This is a genomic window from Paracoccus sp. KKT209 (assembly GCF_055635455.1).
The window spans coordinates 302279-319868 of the sequence record NZ_JBVMWB010000002.1 but is presented as its reverse complement, the minus strand read 5'-3'; the positions used below and the strand labels follow the sequence as shown (position 1 = coordinate 319868).

The window sequence follows — 17590 nt, the reverse complement described above, 5'->3', positions numbered from 1 at the left end:
AGGGTCGGGAACAACTGCGGCGCCGGCCGGTTCCCCGAGCTTCGCGGGATCGGCGGCTGACGGCAGCTTCATGCAGGAGGAATTCCCTGCGGGTCTTGGGGAAAAGATGGCCCTAAGGCTCTTCTTCCCTCCCGCTGCGCATTCACTACCAAAGTCGAGCGACCCGAAGCGGAGAAGCTAATCCTGCCAGACCGGGCGGGCGGGGTTGCGGCTGCAGATGCCTGGTGCAGGCTGCGGCAAAGCAAGTTCGCCAAGAGAGCCTGCGGCTTCTCCCGTATTCTTGTGCTGGCCGACGTCCGTTCTCGGCATATGGCGCTGGAGCTGTCGGTGGCGACATTCCAGAAGCGGTGGGGCTGATCCTACAGGCGAGTTCGATGGCCACCCTCCGACCATCCATTGAACCGGCTGCCCGCCCCCACCAACGGCGCAAGCCGGCACCTCGACCCGTTCAGCGGTAGAACCAGACCACCGCCGCGATCACCAGCAGAAGCAGCGCGATGGGCAGGGCCACCGCCGACAGCGCCAGTCCGGTCCCTGATTTCTGGCTGGTGCGATAGTAATCCATGTCGGCGGGGGCACCCGCCTCTCCGGCCGAGCGATCTAGGTTGGCCGTTTCGGCGACCTGCGCCTCGCCCGGCGTGACCGGATCGCCAACCTGGTCAACAGGCCCTCGGCTGCCAAAGGCACCCCCGGCGGGACCCGGGTGATCCTGTGCGGCACGGGGGTTCAGGGGCCCGGTGTCAGGTTCCGGCCGTGGCCCCGCCTCTGTGGGTCGGCGATCAGCGTCGCGGCTGTCGTTCATGGCCGCCTCTCCTCTTCTGAAGGCCAGTGCAGGGAATGGTCACCCGGACTGGCCTGCCTTGGCTTCTTCTTCTTCAGGCGCGGCTTCGGCATCGTCCTCGATCAGAAGGTCGATGAGCGCCTGATGCAGCAGATCGTTGCAGGCTGCTTCGTCCTGTCCTGCCATGGCACGGGCCTCGTCCACGGCCGCGCGCAGCGACTGGACGCGGGTTCCGGCTTCGGCGGAAGGTTCAAGTCCCGACGCCTGAGTGCCGTCCGAAGTGTCGTTTTCCATCGACCCGACCTCGGCGCTCGGCGGTTCGGTATCGACCGCGGGGCGATCACCCCCCGGATCGGTGGTGGTCCCGTCGCCCGTCAGAGCCTGCGCCTCGCGGGCACCGGCCACCCCCTGCCCCCCGGTCGAGGCGGAGATCACCGCCCGCGAGGCCTGATCCAGAACCTCGTCCATGAAATCCAGCCGCTCGGCACAATCGGCCGATGCTGCCCCTGCAGTCGCCACGGTCAGGCAGATGGCGGTCAGGCTGCGTGTAAAGCGCATGTTCGTCTCCTTCAGGCGCGCAGCTGGTCGCCCACCGGCAGGTGCCGGATGCGCTGGCCGGTTGCGGCAAAGATCGCGTTGATGATGGCGGGCGGAACCGGGGGCAGGCCGGGTTCCCCGACCCCCCCAAGGGGGCTGTCGTAGCCCTGGTCCCCGACCAGATGCACCCGGATCTCGCGCGGGGCGGTTTCCATGCGGGGCACCAGGTAGCTGTCGAAGTTGTCCTGTTGCACGCGGCCGTCGGCGAAGGTGATCTGCGACATCAATGCCTGCCCGGTGCCCATGACCACCGCCCCCTCCATCTGCGACCGGATGCGGTCGGGGTTCACATGGGCGCCGCAATCGACCGCGATGTCGACGCGCGGGATGCGGACATCACCCGCCTCGGACACCTCGACCTCGGCCACGACGGCCACATGGGTCAGAAAGCTGTAATGCGCGGCCAGGCCAAGGCCCGAGCGCGCCGGCATCTGCCGGCCCCAACCCGCAGCCTCGGTCGCGACCTGGATCACGCGGCGCAGACGGCCGGTGTCCAGCGGATAACGGGCCGGATCCTCGCCATAGTTCCAGACGTCGCCCATGTCGGTCGGGTTGATCTGTCGTACGGGGCCGATCACCTCCAGCAGGTAATCGCGCGGATCGCGGCCCGCCTCATGCGCCAGTTCCGCGATGAAGGACTGGATCGCGAAGGCATGCGGGATGTTCGACACCGACCGGTACCAGCCGATGCGCGCATGGGCCTGCGCCTGCGGGTTCTCGGCACGCACATTGGGGATGTCCAGGGGCATGTTGGTCAGGCCCATCCCCAGCTCGAAGGGCAGCTTCTGCTGCGGATCCGGTGCAAAGATCGACCCGATCGTGGGCGCTGCGGTCCGGTGCAGCCAAGCGACCGGCCGCCCGTCTTCGTCCAGGCCGGCCTCCAGCCGCTCCAGCGAGACGGTATGGAAGAAGCTGTGGTGCAGGTCGTCTTCCCGCGTCCAGGTGACCTTGACCGGCGCGCCGTCCATTTCGCGCGACAGGACGGCCGCCTCCAGCACGAAGTCGGGCTTGGACTTGCGACCGAAGCCGCCGCCCAGCAGGGTCACGTTCACCGTCACGTCCTCGGGTTGCAGCCCCAGTTTCTCGGCCAATCGAACGCGCGTGACCTGCGGTGCCTGCACGCAGGCCCAGACCTCGCACTTGCCGTCGCGGATCTGCGCCAGCGCTGCAGGGGGCTCCATCGGGGCCTGGGCCAGGTGCGGGATGTAGTACTCTGCCTCGACACGTGTCGCGGCGCTTTCCAAGGCAGCCCGGGCGTCACCCTGATTGCGCACCTCGACCCCTTCGCCCTCACGGGCAGACTGCTCCAACTCGGTGCGGAAGGCTTCCGAGTCATAGCTGCCGTGTTCGCCGCCTTCCCATTCGATCTCCAGCGCGGCACGGCCCTGCATCGCGGCCCAGGTGTTGTCGGCAATGACCGCCACGCCGCCCAGGGGTTGGAACTCGGACGGCAGCGCCGGCGACTCCAGCACGACCACTCGGCGCACGCCCGGCACCTCCAGCGCAGCCGTGTCGTCATGGCTGGCGACGCGCCCGCCCAGCACCGGCGGGCGGGCGATCACCGCGAACAGCATGCCATCGGCCTTGGCATCGATGCCATAACGCGTGGTACCGCGGGTGATGTCGGGATTGTCGATCAGGCCGATGTCGTCGCGGCCGATATAGCGGAACTGGTCGGGCGTCTTGAGGGTCAGCGTCTGGCGATCGGGGATTTCTGCCTCTGCGGCACGGGCGGCCATTTCGCCGTAACCGGCGCTGCGGTCCGAGGCGGCGTGGCGCAGCATGTGGTTCTGCGCCTCGATTTCCTCGACCGGGACGCCCCATTCGGCAGCGGCGGCTTCGCGCAGCATCTGCCGGGCTGCGGCGCCCGCCCGGCGCATCGGCTGGAAAAAGTGCCGCAGGCTGCGCGAGCCGTCGGTGTCCTGGTTGCCAAAGCGCGGCTCGTCGCCGGGGGCCTGGGCGACCTTCACCCGGTCCCAATTGGCCTCCAGCTCATCGGCCACGACCATTGCCATGGAAACGCGAACCCCCTGACCCATTTCTGACCGATGCACCGTGACGGTCACGGTACCGTCGGGGTCGATCGCCACGAAGATGGTCGGATCGTCCTGCCAGCCATGCGGCATGGCATCGGCGCCGAATTCCAGCGGCGCTTCGGGCTCCTGCGCCGCTCCGGGCAGACCGATCGACAGGACCAGTGCGCCCGCACCCATGCCCATCAGGACGGCGCGGCGGCTGACATTGCGAAGATGTTCCATCAGATTTCCTCCTGACCGGAAGCGCGCTTGATGGCGGCGCGGATGCGCGGATAGGTCCCGCAGCGGCAGAGGTTCTGGCTCATCACGGCGTCGATATCCTCATCCGTGGGGTCGGGCGTTTCGGCCAACAGGGCTGCGGCCTGCATCATCTGGCCCGACTGGCAGTACCCGCATTGCGCGACGTTCAGGTCCCGCCAGGCGACCTGCACGGGGTGCGAGCCGTCGGGCGACAGCCCCTCGATCGTGGTGACTTCGGCACCCTCGGCCACCGACAAGGGCGTGATGCAGGAAAAGCTGGGCGTGCCGTCGATATGGACCATGCAGGCCCCGCACAAGGCCGCGCCGCAGCCGAACTTGGTCCCGGTCAGCCCAAGCTGGTCGCGCAGAAACCACAAGAGCGGCATGTCCGGATCGCCGTCGAAGCGTTGCGACTGGCCGTTGACGGTCAACTCGATCATGGTGGTCCCCTTTGCTCAAATATCGGAACCGGCAGTGCCCATGGCCCACCGGTCCCGGAAAAAGCCGCGCCCCTTGGGGGGCGCGGTGCGTCATGTCAGCGCCGGCCGGTGCGCGGCTTGATCAATTCGACCTCCTGGGCGTCCGGCAGGTCCGACGCGTCCTGCGCATCGTCCAGATCGCTGCCCCAATTGTCCGACCCGCCGATGCCGGCGGTGCCGGGCGTCCGGGCCACCTCTTCCAGCCCCATGTCGTCGGGCCGGTTCTGGTCCAGATCAGGGCTGCGCTCGCCTTGGGTCAGAAGATCACGGTCGTCCTTGTCCTGCCCGTCCTGGTCGGACAGGACACCTTCGTCGCGCAGCTGGCGCTCGGCCCCGGCCCAATGGTCCGCTTCGCGGCCTTCGGGGCTGCCTTCACTTTCCCAGATCTGATGGGCGCGTGCCCGGATCTGTTCCGTCCTGTCCATATCATCCTCCCTGACGATGCCGGCGCGAAACCCGGCATCGGTCGATATGTTCCAGGGTTCAGCGCGTCAACGCGACGACACCCTGCCACCCCAGAGGAACCTGCCCCGACACCGCCTCGTCGCAGGCGACATCCCGACGCGCCGTGTCGATGCGCAGACGCCATTCGCCCTCGGGCAGCACAAAGTCCATGTCGTCTCCTGCATTCAGCAGGATCAGGACCTCGTCGCCGGAGGGCTGGCGCATCAGCATGCCGACGGTCCGCAGATCCTCCTCCGCCCAATCCGCGTCGGTCATCGCATCGCCGCGGGCATGCAGCCAGTGGCTGGTCGGCTGACCGTCCTCGGCCTGGTCGGGCTTGTCGGCGAACCGGCTGCAGGCCAGCGACATCTCGGACCGGAATGCCGCCAGGGCTTCGACCGCCTGCGTCAGGTCCGCGCGACCCTTGGTCCAGTCCAGCCAGGAGATCTCGTTGTCCTGGCAATAGGCGTTGTTGTTGCCATCCTGGCTGTGGCCCATCTCGTCGCCTGCCAGGATCATCGGGACGCCCTGCGACAGGAAGACTGTCGCCAGCATGCCCCGAACCCGCCGCAGACGCGCGGTATCGATACCCTCGTCCTCGGACGGCCCTTCGGCACCAAGATTGTCCGAGATGTTGTGGTCGTGGCCGTCGCGATTGTCCTCGCCATTGGCCTCGTTGTGCTTCTCGTTGTAGCTGACGGTGTCCCACAGCGTGAAGCCGTCATGGGCCGCGACAAAGTTGATGCTGGAGGTCGCGGGCCGATGGCTGTGGTTGAACTGAACAGGCGACCCCGAGAGCCGTTCCGAGATCGCGCCCAGCATGCCCGGATCGCGACGCCAGAAGGCGCGGGTGTCGTCGCGGAACTTGTCGTTCCACTCGCGGAAGGGCCAGCGATAGCCGCCGACCTGATAGCCGCCGTCGCCCACGTCCCAAGGCTCGGCGATCAGCTTGATGCCCGACAGGATGGGGTCCTGCCGGATCGCATTGAAGAACGATCCATCACGCTCGAAGCCTTCGGATTCGCGTCCCAGGGTCGAGGCCAGGTCGAACCGGAACCCGTCGACATGCATCACCTGCACCCAATAGCGCAGGCTGTCCATGACCATGCGCAGCACCATCGGATGGGCCACGTTCAGCGTGTTGCCCGTGCCGGTGGTGTCAAAGCTGTGGCGCGGGTCCTCAGGGGACAGCAGGTAATAGGAGGCGTTGTCGATGCCGCGGAAGGACAGCGTCTGGCCCAGTTCGCTGCCTTCGCAGGTGTGGTTAAAGACCACGTCAAGAATGACCTCGATCCCCGCCTTGTGGAAGCGGCGGATGGTTTCCTTGACTTCGCGGATCTGGCCCGAATGCAAATAAGGGGCATGCGGCGCAAAGAAGGACAGGGTCGAATACCCCCAGTAATTCGACAGGTCCTTTTCCACCAGATAGCGGTCATTGGCAAAGGCATGGATCGGCAGCAGTTCCAGCGTGGTCACGCCGATCTTCTTCAGATGGTCGATGACCGCGTCGCTGGCCAGGCCGCGGAAGGTGCCGCGGATGTCCTCGGGGACCTCGGGATGCAGCTGGGTCATGCCCTTGGCATGCCCCTCATAGATCACCGTCTGCGGCCACGAGGTGCGCAGCGCCCGGTCGCTGTCCCAATCGAACTGCGAGTCCACAACAACGCCCTTGGGCATAAAGGGCGCGCTGTCACGTTCGTCAAAGCTGAGATCGTCTTCCCCAATGGTATAGCCATGCAGGGCATCGTCCCAGATGATCTCGCCGCGCAATTCGCGCGCATAGGGGTCCAGCAGCAGCTTGTTGTGGTTGAAGCGGTGCCCTTCGGCCGGGGCATAGGGGCCGTAGACGCGATAGCCATAGACCTGGCCGGGCATCACGCCGGGAAGATAGCCGAACCAGATGCCGCCCTCCATCTCGGGCAGGCGCAGGCGGTGCAGCTCCTTCTTGCCGCTTTCGTCGAAGAGGCACAGTTCGACCGCAGTGGCGTTCTCGGAAAACAGCGCAAAGTTCGTCCCCTCGCCCATGAACTCGGCACCGAGGGTATCGGACCTGCCCTGAGACAGATCGAAGACGGGGGGACTGGACATATCAAGCATGAAGATCACGATCGTTGCGGGCCGGTGCCTTGGCACGGGCAGATGGACGGGGCCGGGCGCGGTCCAGACGTTCGGCCGCGCGACCCTGTATCATCGCCGGAGTGATCAAGATGGTTCCCGACGGCGTGCGGGTAAACCAGCGCGCGTCCTCTTCCGGATCCTCTCCCGTCGTCAGTCCGGCGGGGACATGGGTGCCGGCGGCAACGATCGTATCGACCAGCCGGGCGCTCTCGGGCACAACCGCACCGGGCATGGCGATGCTGCCGCGGCCCAGGTACCAATCCGAGGGCGGGCAGGCCCGCGGTAGCCGCGCGGGCTCGGCCTGCAGGAAGTCCAGCTGGGTCAGGCGCAGCGAATCCAGCGTCCCCACATCGCGCCAGTAGGCACGCCCCGAGGGGCCGGCAGGCAGCCGATAGGCCGCAGCCACGCCTTGGGCCACGGCAGCCGGGATCACGTCATGTCCGAAGTCCAGCGCCTCGACCGGTCCGTCGAACAGCGCCCTGCGCAGCCAGGCCTTTGAGAAGACATAGACCCCCATCGAGGCCATCGCCTTGTCCGGCTCTCCGATGATGGCCGGAGGGTGGCTGGGCTTTTCAAAGAAGGACGTAATGCGCCCCGCCGCGTCGGCCTGCATCACCCCGAACCCCTTCGCCTCGTGCAGCGGCACGACATCGACCGCCACCGTGGCCGCCGCGCCCGAGGCGCGATGGGCGGAGAGAAGTTCAGCGTAATCCATGTAATAGACGTGGTCGGCCGCCAGAACCAGAACCTCGTCGCCGCCCCAGTCCTGCACTTCCGTCCAGTTCTGGCGCACGACATCGGCCGTACCCAGATAGCGGTCGCGGCCATCCCGCAGCATCAGACCGCCCTTGGCAAAGTGACGGCCCCACCGCGCCGGCAGGTGATCATGCAGGGTCTGCGGCGCATATTGCGTGGCGATCAGCATGCGCTCCAGCCCCGACCGGACGGCGTTGGCCATGGCAAAGTCGATGATGCGGTTGCTGCCGGCAAAATGGACGGCGGGCTTGCTGTCCTTCGCCGTCAGGTCATGCAACCGGGTGCCCTTGCCGCCCGCCAGCAGGATCGTGGCCACGTCGAGGGCAGGTCCCTTGGGCGCGTGGGAAGGGCTGCGGAACTGAACTTGCGCGATGGCTGTCACGGGGGCGATCCTCTGCTTTGAGTGAGGCCGCGCATCTGCGGGTTGCCGCAGATGCACGGTTGGGTGACGGAGGAACCGCCTCACGCCCCGGTTGTTCCTGAAGCCATCAAATGTTAGTGAGGGCCCCCGCCTGCCTAATCCTGAAGCAGACGGACGCGGCAACCGTCGGCCGATGCCCAGTCCAAAACTGCCTCCGACCCCAAGTCCGCCGGTCTGTCGGAATAATCGATCTGGGCCACCAGCCGCCGCCCCTCCAGCTCACGAGTCAGGACGACACCCTTGTCGTCGATGCGGACCTCACTGCCGGCATCGCGCAGGAAATCTGCATGCTCCTGACGCAAGGACAGAAGGCGCCGCGTCCAGCGCGCCTTGCGCCCCCCCAGGCTGTCGACATCGGGAAGCCGCGCCAAGGCCTGGAAGTCGATGGGCCGGCGGTTGTCCGGATCCGTCAGGGCCAGGAACAGGTCCTCCGTGCCGCGGTAGATGTCGGGGAAGCCCGGCATGACGACCTTGAACAGCAGTTGCGCCATCACCAAGCCCTCTGCCCGCGACAGAAGCGCGGTCAGAGCCTCCGGCGTGTCCCGGTCCCAGGCCGCAAGAACCGCTCCCCCGAAGGCCGAGGCCGCCTTTTCGGCCGCTTCGTCGGGTGCGGTCCAGAAGCTGGTCAGCTTGGCCTCGCGCATGGCCTTTTCCATATGCGCGGTCAACCGCTCGGCAGCCTCTTCCGCGCCATGCAGCCCAAGCGCCGATTGCAGCACATACCAGCGCCAGCGCGGCTCGACCGCCTCGGCGTCGGGCAAGGCCAGTGCCGCTTCGTGCAGGGTGGCGAAGGCCTGCGGCAGGTGGCTGATCGCCACCATCCGCATCCGCGAATCCTCGGAGCGCTTGGTGTCGTGGGACGAGGTCAGGACCATGTCCGAGGCGCGGCGCCCCGCCATGATCCGGCTGGCCTCGGCGCCCGTGACGCTGGCCTCATCAGGCTCGGCACCGACCTCGTTGGCGGGCAGGTAGCGCGTCCAGCGGAAGCCGGCCGTATCCTCCTGCGCCTTGGCCAAGAGCGCGCCCGACACCTGCTGCAACCGCGTGACGAAGGCATGTTCTTCCCATGTGGTGGGGTTCATCCAGATCGCCGCCAGCATCCGGAGCGCGGCGTCCGACCGTAGACCCTGTGCTGCCTGATCCGCAATCGCCGAGATCAACGCCCGGTCCTCGTCCCCCGCGCCATGGCTGTCGACATAGCTGCGGTATCGCGGCGTAGCGATAAGAAGCGCCGTCACCGCCTCGCGCAGCGACTCGGGGCCGGCCTCCGCCAGCGCCGACCCGCTCGATGCCGCGACCGCCAGCCGCACCAGCTGCCGCCGCTCGGCCGCCAGTTCGTTGTCCAGGACTTCGGCCTTCGCGCGCGACAGGGCGTCGTGGAAATCCTCCTCCATCCCCGTCGCCTCACGCCAGACCCCGTCCAGCGCACGGATGCCCGCCTCGGGCGTCAGCATGCGCGCGATCAGGCGCCCTGCCTCGTAGCCGGTGGTCCCCACCGTCTGCCAGGCGGGAGGCAGCGTCTCGTCGCCCACCAGGATCTTCTCGACCCACATCGGCGTGTCGGGCAGCGCCTCCGACAGGCGAGTCATATAGGCGGCAGGGTCCGCCAGCCCGTCGATGTGATCGACCCGCAGCCCCTGCACTTGGCCACTGCGCACCAGCCTGAGGATCAGCGCATGGGTGTCGTCAAAGACGCGCGGATCCTCGACCCGCATCCCGATCAGGCCCGTGACGTTGAAGAAGCGGCGGTGGGTGATGCTGTCGCGCTCCATCTCGTAATGGACCAGCCGCCAGTTCTGGGCGTCGTGCAGGCTGCGGAGGTCGTCGGTGCGATCGGTCCCGGGCGCCAGCGGCAAGGCCATCTCGCCCACCCACCACTTGCCCTCCGCGACGCGGAACGCGCCGTCGGTCAGCATCTTTTCGAAGGGCTCTGCCAGGAAGGGCAGGACCAACGGCCCCGCGTGCCAGTCGATGTCGAAATGCCGCGCATATTGGCTGGCGCGACCGTGCTGCAGCACATCCCAGAGCCAAGGGTTCTGAGGCGTGAAAGCGGTGTGGTTCGGCACGATGTCCAGGATGATGCCAAGGTTGCGCGCCTTGGCGGCCGCGGCCAGCCGTTCAAAACCCTCGCTGCCGCCCAAGGCCGGTTCGATCTTCGAAGGATCGGTGATGTCATAGCCGTGGGTCGAGCCTTCGGTCGCCTGGAAGATGGGCGACAGATAGAGATGCGAGGCGCCAAGCCCGGCGATATAGTCCAGCTGCGCTTCCAACCGGGCAAAGTCGAACCCCTCGCGCAGCTGGACGCGATAGGTGGCGGTGGGGATGGTCGGGATCATGGATGGGCCTTCACGGTAAGGTAATAGGGGCCGTCGGGACGGCCGGCACGTAGATGAGGATCGGCCAGCGGGTTGGGGTCGGGCTGGCCGAAGGCCAGGGACAGTTCCAGCCGGCCCGCCGCGAATTGCCAATCGGCGCGGATCAGGCCCGGCTGCGGGCGGGTCACGGTCGCCTCCATCCCCCCGCTTTTCAGCAGCGGCACGACATGGCTGGCGCGGAAGGACAGCGCCTCGCGGGTCAGCCCCAGCCAGGATCGCGCCGGGTCATCCTCGCGCCAGCCAAGGCGGGACCGGGCGAAGGTCTCCAGCGCCAATGGGTCGGGAACCGTGTCCCCAAGCGCGGCAATGCCCGCGAATTCGGCCGCGCGGCCCTTGCGGACGGCCTCGGCCAGATCGCCTGTGTAATCGGCGAAGAACTGAAAGGGGTTGGTCTCGCCCCGTTCCTCGCCCATGAAGACCATGGGAATATAGGGCGCGACCAGCAGCAGCGTATAGGCCACGGCCACAGCCTCGGGATCGGCCAGGGTCAGCAGGCGGTCGCCATGGGCGCGGTTGCCCACCTGGTCATGGGTCTGGGTTGAATTGACAAAGGCGGTCGGCGGCAGATGCCCGCAGGGCGCGCCCCGCGGCTTGTCCTTGCCTTGGCGCGGCTGCCCCTCCTCGACATGCCCCCGGGACAGGGCCAGGGCCAGGTCGCCGACCGGATCGGCGGCAAAGCTGGCGTAATAGCTGTCGTCCTCGCCCGTCAGCGCGACATGGATGGAATGGTGAAAGTCGTCGTTCCAGCTAGCGTCATAGCCGGCCCCTTCGCGCAGGTCGGGCGTGTTGCGGTCATCCTCGGTGATCAGGTGGCGGCGGGGCGTCAGCGCGTGGATGCGCGCGGCGAAATCAGCCATGAACTCGTCCGCGCCGGGCCCCGAGATCTGGTGCACCGCGTCCAGGCGCAACCCGTCCATGCGATATTCGGTCAGCCAGTGCAGGGCGCAGCCGGTCCAGAAGTCGCGCACGGCGGGCTGTTCAAAGTCGATGGCCGCGCCCCAGGGGGTATGCCGTTCGGGGTTGAAGAAATCCGGCGCCGCGTGGTGCAACCAGGCGCCTTCCGGACCGAAATGGTTCATCACCAGGTCCAGGATCACCATCAGCCCCGCCTGGTGGGCCGCATCGACCAGCATCTTCAGGTCATCCGGCGTGCCATAGGCCGGCTGCGGCGCATAGGGCAGCACGCCGTCATAGCCCCAGCCCCGATCACCCGACCACTGGCCCAAGGGCATCAACTCGATGGCAGTGAAGCCCAGTTCGGCCAGCCCGGCCATGCGCCGCGCGGCGGCGGCGAACGTGCCCTCGGGCGTGAAGGTCCCGACATGCATCTCATAGATGACAGCCTCGTCCCAGTCCCGGCCCTGCCAGTCGCAGCGCCAGTCATGTCCGTCCGGCGGCACCAGCACCGAAGGATCCGACACGCCGCCCGCCTGCAGCCGGCTGGCCGGGTCGGGCATGTCCTGCCCATCGACCCGGAACAGGTAGCGATTGCCAGCCGCTGCCGGGGTTTCGACGGACCAGAGGCCGCTGTCATCCCGTGTCATCGACAGGGGCCGATCCTCCAGCAACAGGTCGACCTGCTTGGCGCGGGGCGACCAGAGGCGGAAGGTCCAGTTTCCCGCCGTCAGGCTGGGGCCCCAGAAGTTGTGCGTCATGCCGGCATTCTCCTGTTTGTCACAGGGTTAATGACCAGCCGCCGGGCCGCGTTCCGCAGGTTTGACAAAAAGCAACTGCGTGGCGCGGGTGCGGCATGCGCCTTTGCGAGGCGTCAGGGTTGGGGCTCAATGCGGGCCAAGGCGGCCCCTTGCGTCAGGCTGTCTCCCTCCCGGACAAGATGGGACAGGCGGCCTGCCGACGGTGCCTCCACGCGGGTTTCCATCTTCATGGCCTCGACAACGGCGATGACCTGTCCCGCCTCGACCATTTCGCCCTCCGGGACCTGCCACAGCGACAGTGTGCCGGCGACGGGGGCCGTGACCGCGCCGGGATCCTGGGCGGGCACGGGTTCAGCCGCGGCCGGAGCGGCAGCGCCAAGTAGGCCCTGCGGCAGGCCCAGGTCGTGCCGCTTGCCGTCGATCTCGATCGACAGGCGCAGCATCGGCGCCTCAGAGGGCGGCGTCACGCGGCCGGCGGGTGGCACGGCTTTGGCCAGGCGCTCCGCGAAATCGGTCTCGATCCAGCGGGTATGCACGCCAAAGTCCTGCGTCTCTGCCCGAAACTCGGGCGCGGCGATCACCGCACGGTGGAACGGCAGGACCGAGGCCACGCCCTCGATGCGGAACTCGGCCAAGGCCCGCGCGGCGCGGGCCAAGGCAGTCGGACGGTCGGGGCCGACGACGATCAGCTTGGCCATCAGGCTGTCGAACTGTGCCGAAATCTGACCCCCCTGCACCACGCCGCTGTCCAGCCGCACGCCGATGCCGCCGGGAGGTTGCCACAGCGTCACCGGCCCCGGCGTAGGCAGAAAGCCACGGCCCGGATCCTCGGCGTTGATGCGGAACTCGATCGCATGGCCGCGCGGCGGGGGCACCGCTTCGTCCGACAGCCGCCCACCCTGCGCCACGCGGATCATCGCGCGCAGGATGTCGATACCGGTCGTCTCCTCGGTCACCGGATGTTCGACCTGCAGCCGGGTGTTCACCTCGAGGAACGAGATCATCCCCTCGGCGGACAGAAGAAACTCCACCGTGCCCGCGCCGCTGTAACCGGCATGGGCGCAGATCGCACGGGCGGCCTCGTGGATGCGGTCGCGCTGATCGTCGGTCAGGAAGGGGGCCGGGGCTTCCTCGACCAGCTTCTGGTTGCGGCGCTGCAGGGAACAATCGCGCGTGCCCAGCACCTTGACCGTCCCGTGACAGTCGGCCAGCACCTGCGCCTCGACATGGCGCGGGTGGTCCAGGAACTGCTCGATGAAGCATTCGCCGCGGCCAAAGGCGGCGACAGCCTCGCGCCGGGCGCTGTCGAACAGCTCCTCGACCTCGTCCAGGTGCCAGGCCACCCGCATGCCGCGCCCGCCGCCGCCGAAGGCCGCCTTGATCGCGATGGGCAATCCGTGTTCGCGGGCAAAGGCCAGTGCAGCGCCGCTGTCTGCCACGGGGCCGGGGCTGCCCACGACCAAGGGCGCGCCCACCTCCCGCGCGATCCGTCGCGCCTCGATCTTGTCGCCCAGCCTTTCGATCGCCTCGGGGCCGGGGCCGATCCAGATCAGTCCTGCCTGCTGCACCGCCCGCGCGAACCCGGCATTCTCAGAGAGAAAGCCATAGCCGGGATGAACGGCATCCGCCCCGGCCCGCGCGGCGATCTCCAGGATGCGCGGCCCGTCCAGATAGGTGTCCGCCGGGCTGCTGCCCTCCAGCGCATAGGCGTGATCGGCCAGCCGGACAAAGGGCGCGTCCCGGTCGGGATCGGCATAAACCGCGACGGCCTCGATCCCGTCGTCGCGGCAGGCGCGGAGGATGCGCAGGGCGATCTCTCCGCGGTTGGCGATCAGGATGCGGCGGATCGGCGTCAGCGGGGTGTCAAGAAACATCGCGGTCCTCCGGGACGATCGGGGCAAAGGGGGCATCGGCCGCAAAGCGGATGCGCGCGCCGGGCGGCAGCTGTCCGGCCAGGTCCAGCGCCTCGGGGCGCAACGTCGCGATGACGGGATAGCCCCCGGTCAGCGGATGGTCGGCCAGGAACAGCACCGGCTGGCCGGAATGCGGGATCTGGATCGCTCCGGCCTCTGTTCCCTCCGAGGGCAGTTCGATCCCGTCGCGCGTCACCGGATCGCCCGCCAGCCGGATTCCGACACGCGAGGATTGCGCCGTCACCTGCCACTCCTGCGCCAGGAAATGGCGCAGCATCTTGTCGCTGAACCAGTCGGTGCGGGGCCCCAGGGTCACCGGCAGCGTGACCAGATCGCCCGCCGCAGGCAGATTGGGCCCGCCTTCCGGCGGATGGACGGCGCCCGCGGGACGGCCCGCCGGAGCCAGCACCGAACCAGCGTCCAAGGGGGCGGGGCCAATATGGGCCAGCGTGTCGGTTGACGCCGAACCCAGCACGGGCCGGACCTGGAAGCCGCCGCGCAGCGCCAGATAGCTGCGCATCCCGGCGGCGGGCGCGTCGATTTGAATTTCGTCGCCCGCATCCAGCGCGAAGGCGGCGCCGGGGACGACGGGGTCGTGTCCTTCGGAATGAACCACCACCGCCTGCGCCGCGCCGGCCAGCGCCAGGGTCAGCGGCAACTCCGCCAAGAGGCGTACCGGCCCTAGGGTAATTTCCAACGCCGCCTCGCCCGGCCTGTTCCCGACGGCGCGGTTCGCCCGGCGCAGCGCCCCCTGATCCAGGGCACCCGAAAGCGAGACCCCCTGCCCCCTCTGTCCCACCCGCCCCAGGTCCTGCACCAGGATCGGAAAGGCGGTCGCGACGACACGCAGCCCCCGCGCCCCAAGGGTGGCTGCCGGTTCCGGCACAGCCGTCGCCGGATGGATGCGCCCGCGCGCCGGCACGAAACGGACGCGGGTTCCCGGCCGCAGCAGCGCGGGCGGATCGCGCGCCAGATCCCACATCGGCACCCCGGTGTGCCCGATCAACTGCCAGCCTCCAGGGCTTTCCTGCGGATAGATCCCGCAGAACCGACCCGCCAAGGCAACCGAGCCTGCGGGGATCCTGGTGCGCGGCACCGGGCGCCGCGGCAGGTCGAACCGGGGATCGGCGCAGGTCATATAGGCAAAGCCGGGGGCAAAGCCGCAAAATGCCGTCTGCCATTCGGTGGCCTGATGGGCTGCGATGACCTCGGGCACGCTCAGGCCCATCAGGCAGGCCACCTGGTCCAGATCCTCGCCGTCATAGGTCACCGGCAGCTCGATGGCCTCGGCAGGGATCGGTGTGGGGCCGGTGGTTCCGGCGGGCTGCCGCTGCAGGATCTGGCGGGCCAGCGCACCATCCGCTGCCACGCCCGGTCCGGTGCGGATCATCAGCGTGCGCGCGGCCGGGATGATGTCGGTGACGCCCGCCACCGGGTTTGCCTCCAGCGCCCGGAACAGCGCCAGCGTCCGGTCCAGATCCGGCATCTCGACCAGCAGGCAGCGCGGCCCGACAGGCAGAAACCGAATCACGGGGCAAAGGGCGCGATCGACACGCCCCGGTCCGACAGCGCCTGCCTGATGCGCGTGGCCATCTGCACCGCGCCGGGGCTGTCGCCATGTACGCAGATGCTGTCCGCCTGCAGCTGGAGGCTGCTGCCATCGGCCGCCTGGATGATGCCGGTGGACGCCAATTGCACCATGCGGTCGGCCACCAGATCAACATCATGCAGGACCGCACCGGGCTGCCCGCGCGGGACCAGCGTGCCGTCGGGGGCATAGGCGCGGTCGGCGAAAGCCTCGGCGGCCACGCTGAGGCCCGCAGCCCGTGCGCGATCCAGGATCGGCGCCCCCGCCAGCCCCATCAGCACCAGGGACGGATCGATGGCCAGCACCCCCGCGATGACCGCCTCGGCCTGCCGCGCGTCATGGGCAATGGTGTTGTACAGCGCGCCATGCGGCTTGACATAGGTGACGCGAGTGCCTGCCGCCCGCGCCAGCCCCTGCAGCGCGCCGATCTGATAGATGACATCCGCCGTCAGATCGTCCGGCGCCACCTCCATGTGACGCCGGCCAAATCCCACGCGGTCGGGATAGCTGACATGGGCGCCGACGGCCACGCCCTGACGCGCGGCCTGGCGCAGGGTCTCCAGCAGGCCGCGCGGATCGCCGGCGTGAAAACCGCAGGCGATGTTGGCGGAACTGACGATCTGCAACATCGCCGCGTCATCGCCCATGCGCCAGGCGCCATAGCCTTCGCCCAGATCGCTGTTCAGGTCGATCTGCATGCTTTCTCCATCCTCGACAGAACCCGGCCGCCGGAAGACGGTGACGCGGTCCGAGGTTTGGCAGCATAGGCGTGCCTGTCAAGGATCATTGGGCAGGATCGGGCCGATTGTTCAACACTGCCAAGGGGCCTGATGCTGCCTCGGCAACCACCGTCCTGTCGAAGAGGAACGCCATGGCTGCCCGGTTCGAGCCCGGGGTTTTGCCGAGGCTACGGCCTCTGGCAAGGGGATGGAGCCGGGCGAGGACGCTGCAGGTCCTGCGCCTAGCCGCCCATCACTGCCAGCAGGACCAGGTACATGACGGACGGCCCCAGAAGGCAGCCGAGGCCCGTGTAGAAGGTCGCGGTCATCGCGCCATAGGGCACCAGACGCTTGTCGGTGGCGGCCAGCCCGCCGGCCACGCCGCTAGTCGTGCCCATCAACCCGCCATAGGCCATGGCCGACTTGGCGTTGTTCAGCCCGATCAGCGGCGCCACGAAGGGGGTGCCGATCATCACCAGAACGGCCTTCAGCAGGCCCGCCGCGACCGACAGGGCGATGACCTCGGAACTGGCGCCAAGGGCCGTGCCGGTAACCGGGCCGACGATATAGGTCGCCGCGCCGCCGCCGATCGTGGCCATGCTGACCGCGTCGCGATAGCCGAAGGCCGCGGCGATGGCGGCGCCCACTGCAAAGGACACGACGATCCCCAGGGCCAGGGCAGTGGCCCCTGCGGCCCCCGCCTTGCGCATCACCCGCATGTCGACCCCGTAGGCGGTCGAGACGATCGCCAGGTCGCGCAGCATCGCACCTCCCATCAGCCCGATGCCCGCAAACAGCGGCACATCGGCAATCCCCTTGCTGCCGCCGGTCAGGCTGCCGCCGATCCAGGCCAGGACCAGGCCCAGGATGATGGCCACGGCCGAACCGTGCAGCCGCCCCGCCGTCAGCCGGTCCGAAAGCTGATAGGACAGCCACATCACCACGCCCACCACCACGAAGGCGAAGACCAGGCCGTTCTTGGCCAGAAGCTCGATGATCATCTCCATCCTATCAGGCCTCCTGCGCCATCAGCGGCGGCAGGGGCTCATCCTGGCCGCCGATCCGCGCCACAACCGGGACCAGCGCCCAGCAGGCCGCCGTCGCGGCCAGGCCCACCAGGATCGCCAGCGGCCCGCCGGCCAGCGCCGCGACCACATTCTGCTGCGCGGCCATGGCGACCACGATGGGGATGTACATCGCGCTCCAGAACAGGATGCCCTGTTCGGACAGATCGGGCATCCGCCCGCTGCGGCGCATCCAGTCGGTGACGACGATCAACAGCAGCATGGCAAAGCCCACGCCCCCGACATTCGACTGCACGCCCAGAAGGACGCCCAGCAGGTCGCCCAGGATCACGCCCGCCAGGTGGCAGGCGGCCAGGGCCGCGACTCCATAGATGATCATGATATTCCTCCCGTGATGGTTTGGACCGAAAGCCCCGGCGCGACCTCCTCCGTCGCGGCCCGGC

14 protein-coding genes are annotated in these 17590 nt (G+C 68.2%); all 14 read right to left on the bottom strand.

Features of this window, described 5'->3' with window-relative positions; genetic code table 11:
- Nucleotides 1-448 precede the first annotated feature (448 nt).
- Complete coding sequence (locus ACZ2G3_RS17525) at nucleotides 449-802, bottom strand: hypothetical protein (protein WP_470399338.1); 354 nt, start codon at nucleotides 800-802, stop codon at nucleotides 449-451.
- 39 nt (nucleotides 803-841) lie between these two features.
- Entirely contained in the window at nucleotides 842-1339 is a 498-nt protein-coding gene (locus ACZ2G3_RS17520; protein ID WP_470399336.1) for a hypothetical protein, read from the bottom strand.
- 11 nt (nucleotides 1340-1350) lie between these two features.
- The gene (locus tag ACZ2G3_RS17515) at nucleotides 1351-3636 is read right to left on the bottom strand and encodes a xanthine dehydrogenase family protein molybdopterin-binding subunit (RefSeq protein ID WP_470399335.1); all 2286 of its coding nucleotides are present in this window, start codon (nucleotides 3634-3636) and stop codon (nucleotides 1351-1353) included.
- A complete protein-coding gene (locus tag ACZ2G3_RS17510) occupies nucleotides 3636-4094 on the bottom strand; it encodes a (2Fe-2S)-binding protein (RefSeq protein WP_470399333.1) in 459 nt (152 codons plus the stop codon). Before ACZ2G3_RS17510 ends, ACZ2G3_RS17515 begins: the two co-directional genes overlap by 1 nt.
- 95 nt (nucleotides 4095-4189) lie before the next feature.
- Nucleotides 4190-4558 (bottom strand): DUF2934 domain-containing protein, encoded by a 369-nt coding sequence (locus ACZ2G3_RS17505; RefSeq protein WP_470399331.1) that lies wholly within the window; start codon nucleotides 4556-4558, stop codon nucleotides 4190-4192.
- Between the two features lie 58 nt (nucleotides 4559-4616).
- Entirely contained in the window at nucleotides 4617-6674 is a 2058-nt protein-coding gene (glgX, locus tag ACZ2G3_RS17500; RefSeq protein WP_470399329.1) for a glycogen debranching protein GlgX, read from the bottom strand.
- A complete protein-coding gene (locus ACZ2G3_RS17495) occupies nucleotides 6667-7833 on the bottom strand; it encodes a sugar phosphate nucleotidyltransferase (protein ID WP_470399327.1) in 1167 nt (388 codons plus the stop codon). Before ACZ2G3_RS17495 ends, glgX begins: the two co-directional genes overlap by 8 nt.
- Before the next feature lie 134 nt (nucleotides 7834-7967).
- The gene (gene treY / locus ACZ2G3_RS17490; RefSeq protein WP_470399326.1) at nucleotides 7968-10208 is read right to left on the bottom strand and encodes a malto-oligosyltrehalose synthase; all 2241 of its coding nucleotides are present in this window, start codon (nucleotides 10206-10208) and stop codon (nucleotides 7968-7970) included.
- On the bottom strand, nucleotides 10205-11902 hold the full coding sequence (treZ, locus tag ACZ2G3_RS17485) for a malto-oligosyltrehalose trehalohydrolase (protein ID WP_470399324.1): 1698 nt from the start codon (nucleotides 11900-11902) through the stop codon (nucleotides 10205-10207). Before treZ ends, treY begins: the two co-directional genes overlap by 4 nt.
- A gap of 113 nt (nucleotides 11903-12015) precedes the next feature.
- Entirely contained in the window at nucleotides 12016-13749 is a 1734-nt protein-coding gene (locus ACZ2G3_RS17480) for an acetyl/propionyl/methylcrotonyl-CoA carboxylase subunit alpha (protein ID WP_470399727.1), read from the bottom strand.
- A 16-nt stretch (nucleotides 13750-13765) separates the two neighbouring features.
- Nucleotides 13766-15301, bottom strand: a complete 1536-nt coding sequence (locus ACZ2G3_RS17475; protein ID WP_470399726.1) for a 5-oxoprolinase subunit B/C family protein — start codon at nucleotides 15299-15301, stop codon at nucleotides 13766-13768.
- Between the two features lie 41 nt (nucleotides 15302-15342).
- Nucleotides 15343-16101: a LamB/YcsF family protein gene (locus ACZ2G3_RS17470; RefSeq protein ID WP_470399323.1), complete on the bottom strand. Its 759-nt coding sequence runs from the start codon at nucleotides 16099-16101 to the stop codon at nucleotides 15343-15345.
- A gap of 263 nt (nucleotides 16102-16364) precedes the next feature.
- The gene (madM, locus tag ACZ2G3_RS17465; protein WP_419269780.1) at nucleotides 16365-17129 is read right to left on the bottom strand and encodes a malonate transporter subunit MadM; all 765 of its coding nucleotides are present in this window, start codon (nucleotides 17127-17129) and stop codon (nucleotides 16365-16367) included.
- A 4-nt stretch (nucleotides 17130-17133) separates the two neighbouring features.
- Nucleotides 17134-17526: a malonate transporter subunit MadL gene (gene madL, locus ACZ2G3_RS17460; RefSeq protein WP_470399321.1), complete on the bottom strand. Its 393-nt coding sequence runs from the start codon at nucleotides 17524-17526 to the stop codon at nucleotides 17134-17136.
- Between the last annotated feature and the right edge of the window lie 64 nt (nucleotides 17527-17590).

Coding starts and splice junctions, on each gene's coding strand:
- ACZ2G3_RS17525 (WP_470399338.1), bottom strand. CDS start 802: ATGAACGACAGCCGCGACGCTGATCGCCGACCCACAGAGGCGGGGCCA.
- ACZ2G3_RS17520 (WP_470399336.1), bottom strand. CDS start 1,339: ATGCGCTTTACACGCAGCCTGACCGCCATCTGCCTGACCGTGGCGACT.
- ACZ2G3_RS17515 (WP_470399335.1), bottom strand. CDS start 3,636: ATGGAACATCTTCGCAATGTCAGCCGCCGCGCCGTCCTGATGGGCATG.
- ACZ2G3_RS17510 (WP_470399333.1), bottom strand. CDS start 4,094: ATGATCGAGTTGACCGTCAACGGCCAGTCGCAACGCTTCGACGGCGAT.
- ACZ2G3_RS17505 (WP_470399331.1), bottom strand. CDS start 4,558: ATGGACAGGACGGAACAGATCCGGGCACGCGCCCATCAGATCTGGGAA.
- glgX (WP_470399329.1), bottom strand. CDS start 6,674: ATGCTTGATATGTCCAGTCCCCCCGTCTTCGATCTGTCTCAGGGCAGG.
- treY (WP_470399326.1), bottom strand. CDS start 10,208: ATGATCCCGACCATCCCCACCGCCACCTATCGCGTCCAGCTGCGCGAG.
- treZ (WP_470399324.1), bottom strand. CDS start 11,902: ATGACGCACAACTTCTGGGGCCCCAGCCTGACGGCGGGAAACTGGACC.
- ACZ2G3_RS17475 (WP_470399726.1), bottom strand. CDS start 15,301: ATGCCGGATCTGGACCGGACGCTGGCGCTGTTCCGGGCGCTGGAGGCA.
- ACZ2G3_RS17470 (WP_470399323.1), bottom strand. CDS start 16,101: ATGCAGATCGACCTGAACAGCGATCTGGGCGAAGGCTATGGCGCCTGG.
- madM (WP_419269780.1), bottom strand. CDS start 17,129: ATGGAGATGATCATCGAGCTTCTGGCCAAGAACGGCCTGGTCTTCGCC.
- madL (WP_470399321.1), bottom strand. CDS start 17,526: ATGATCATCTATGGAGTCGCGGCCCTGGCCGCCTGCCACCTGGCGGGC.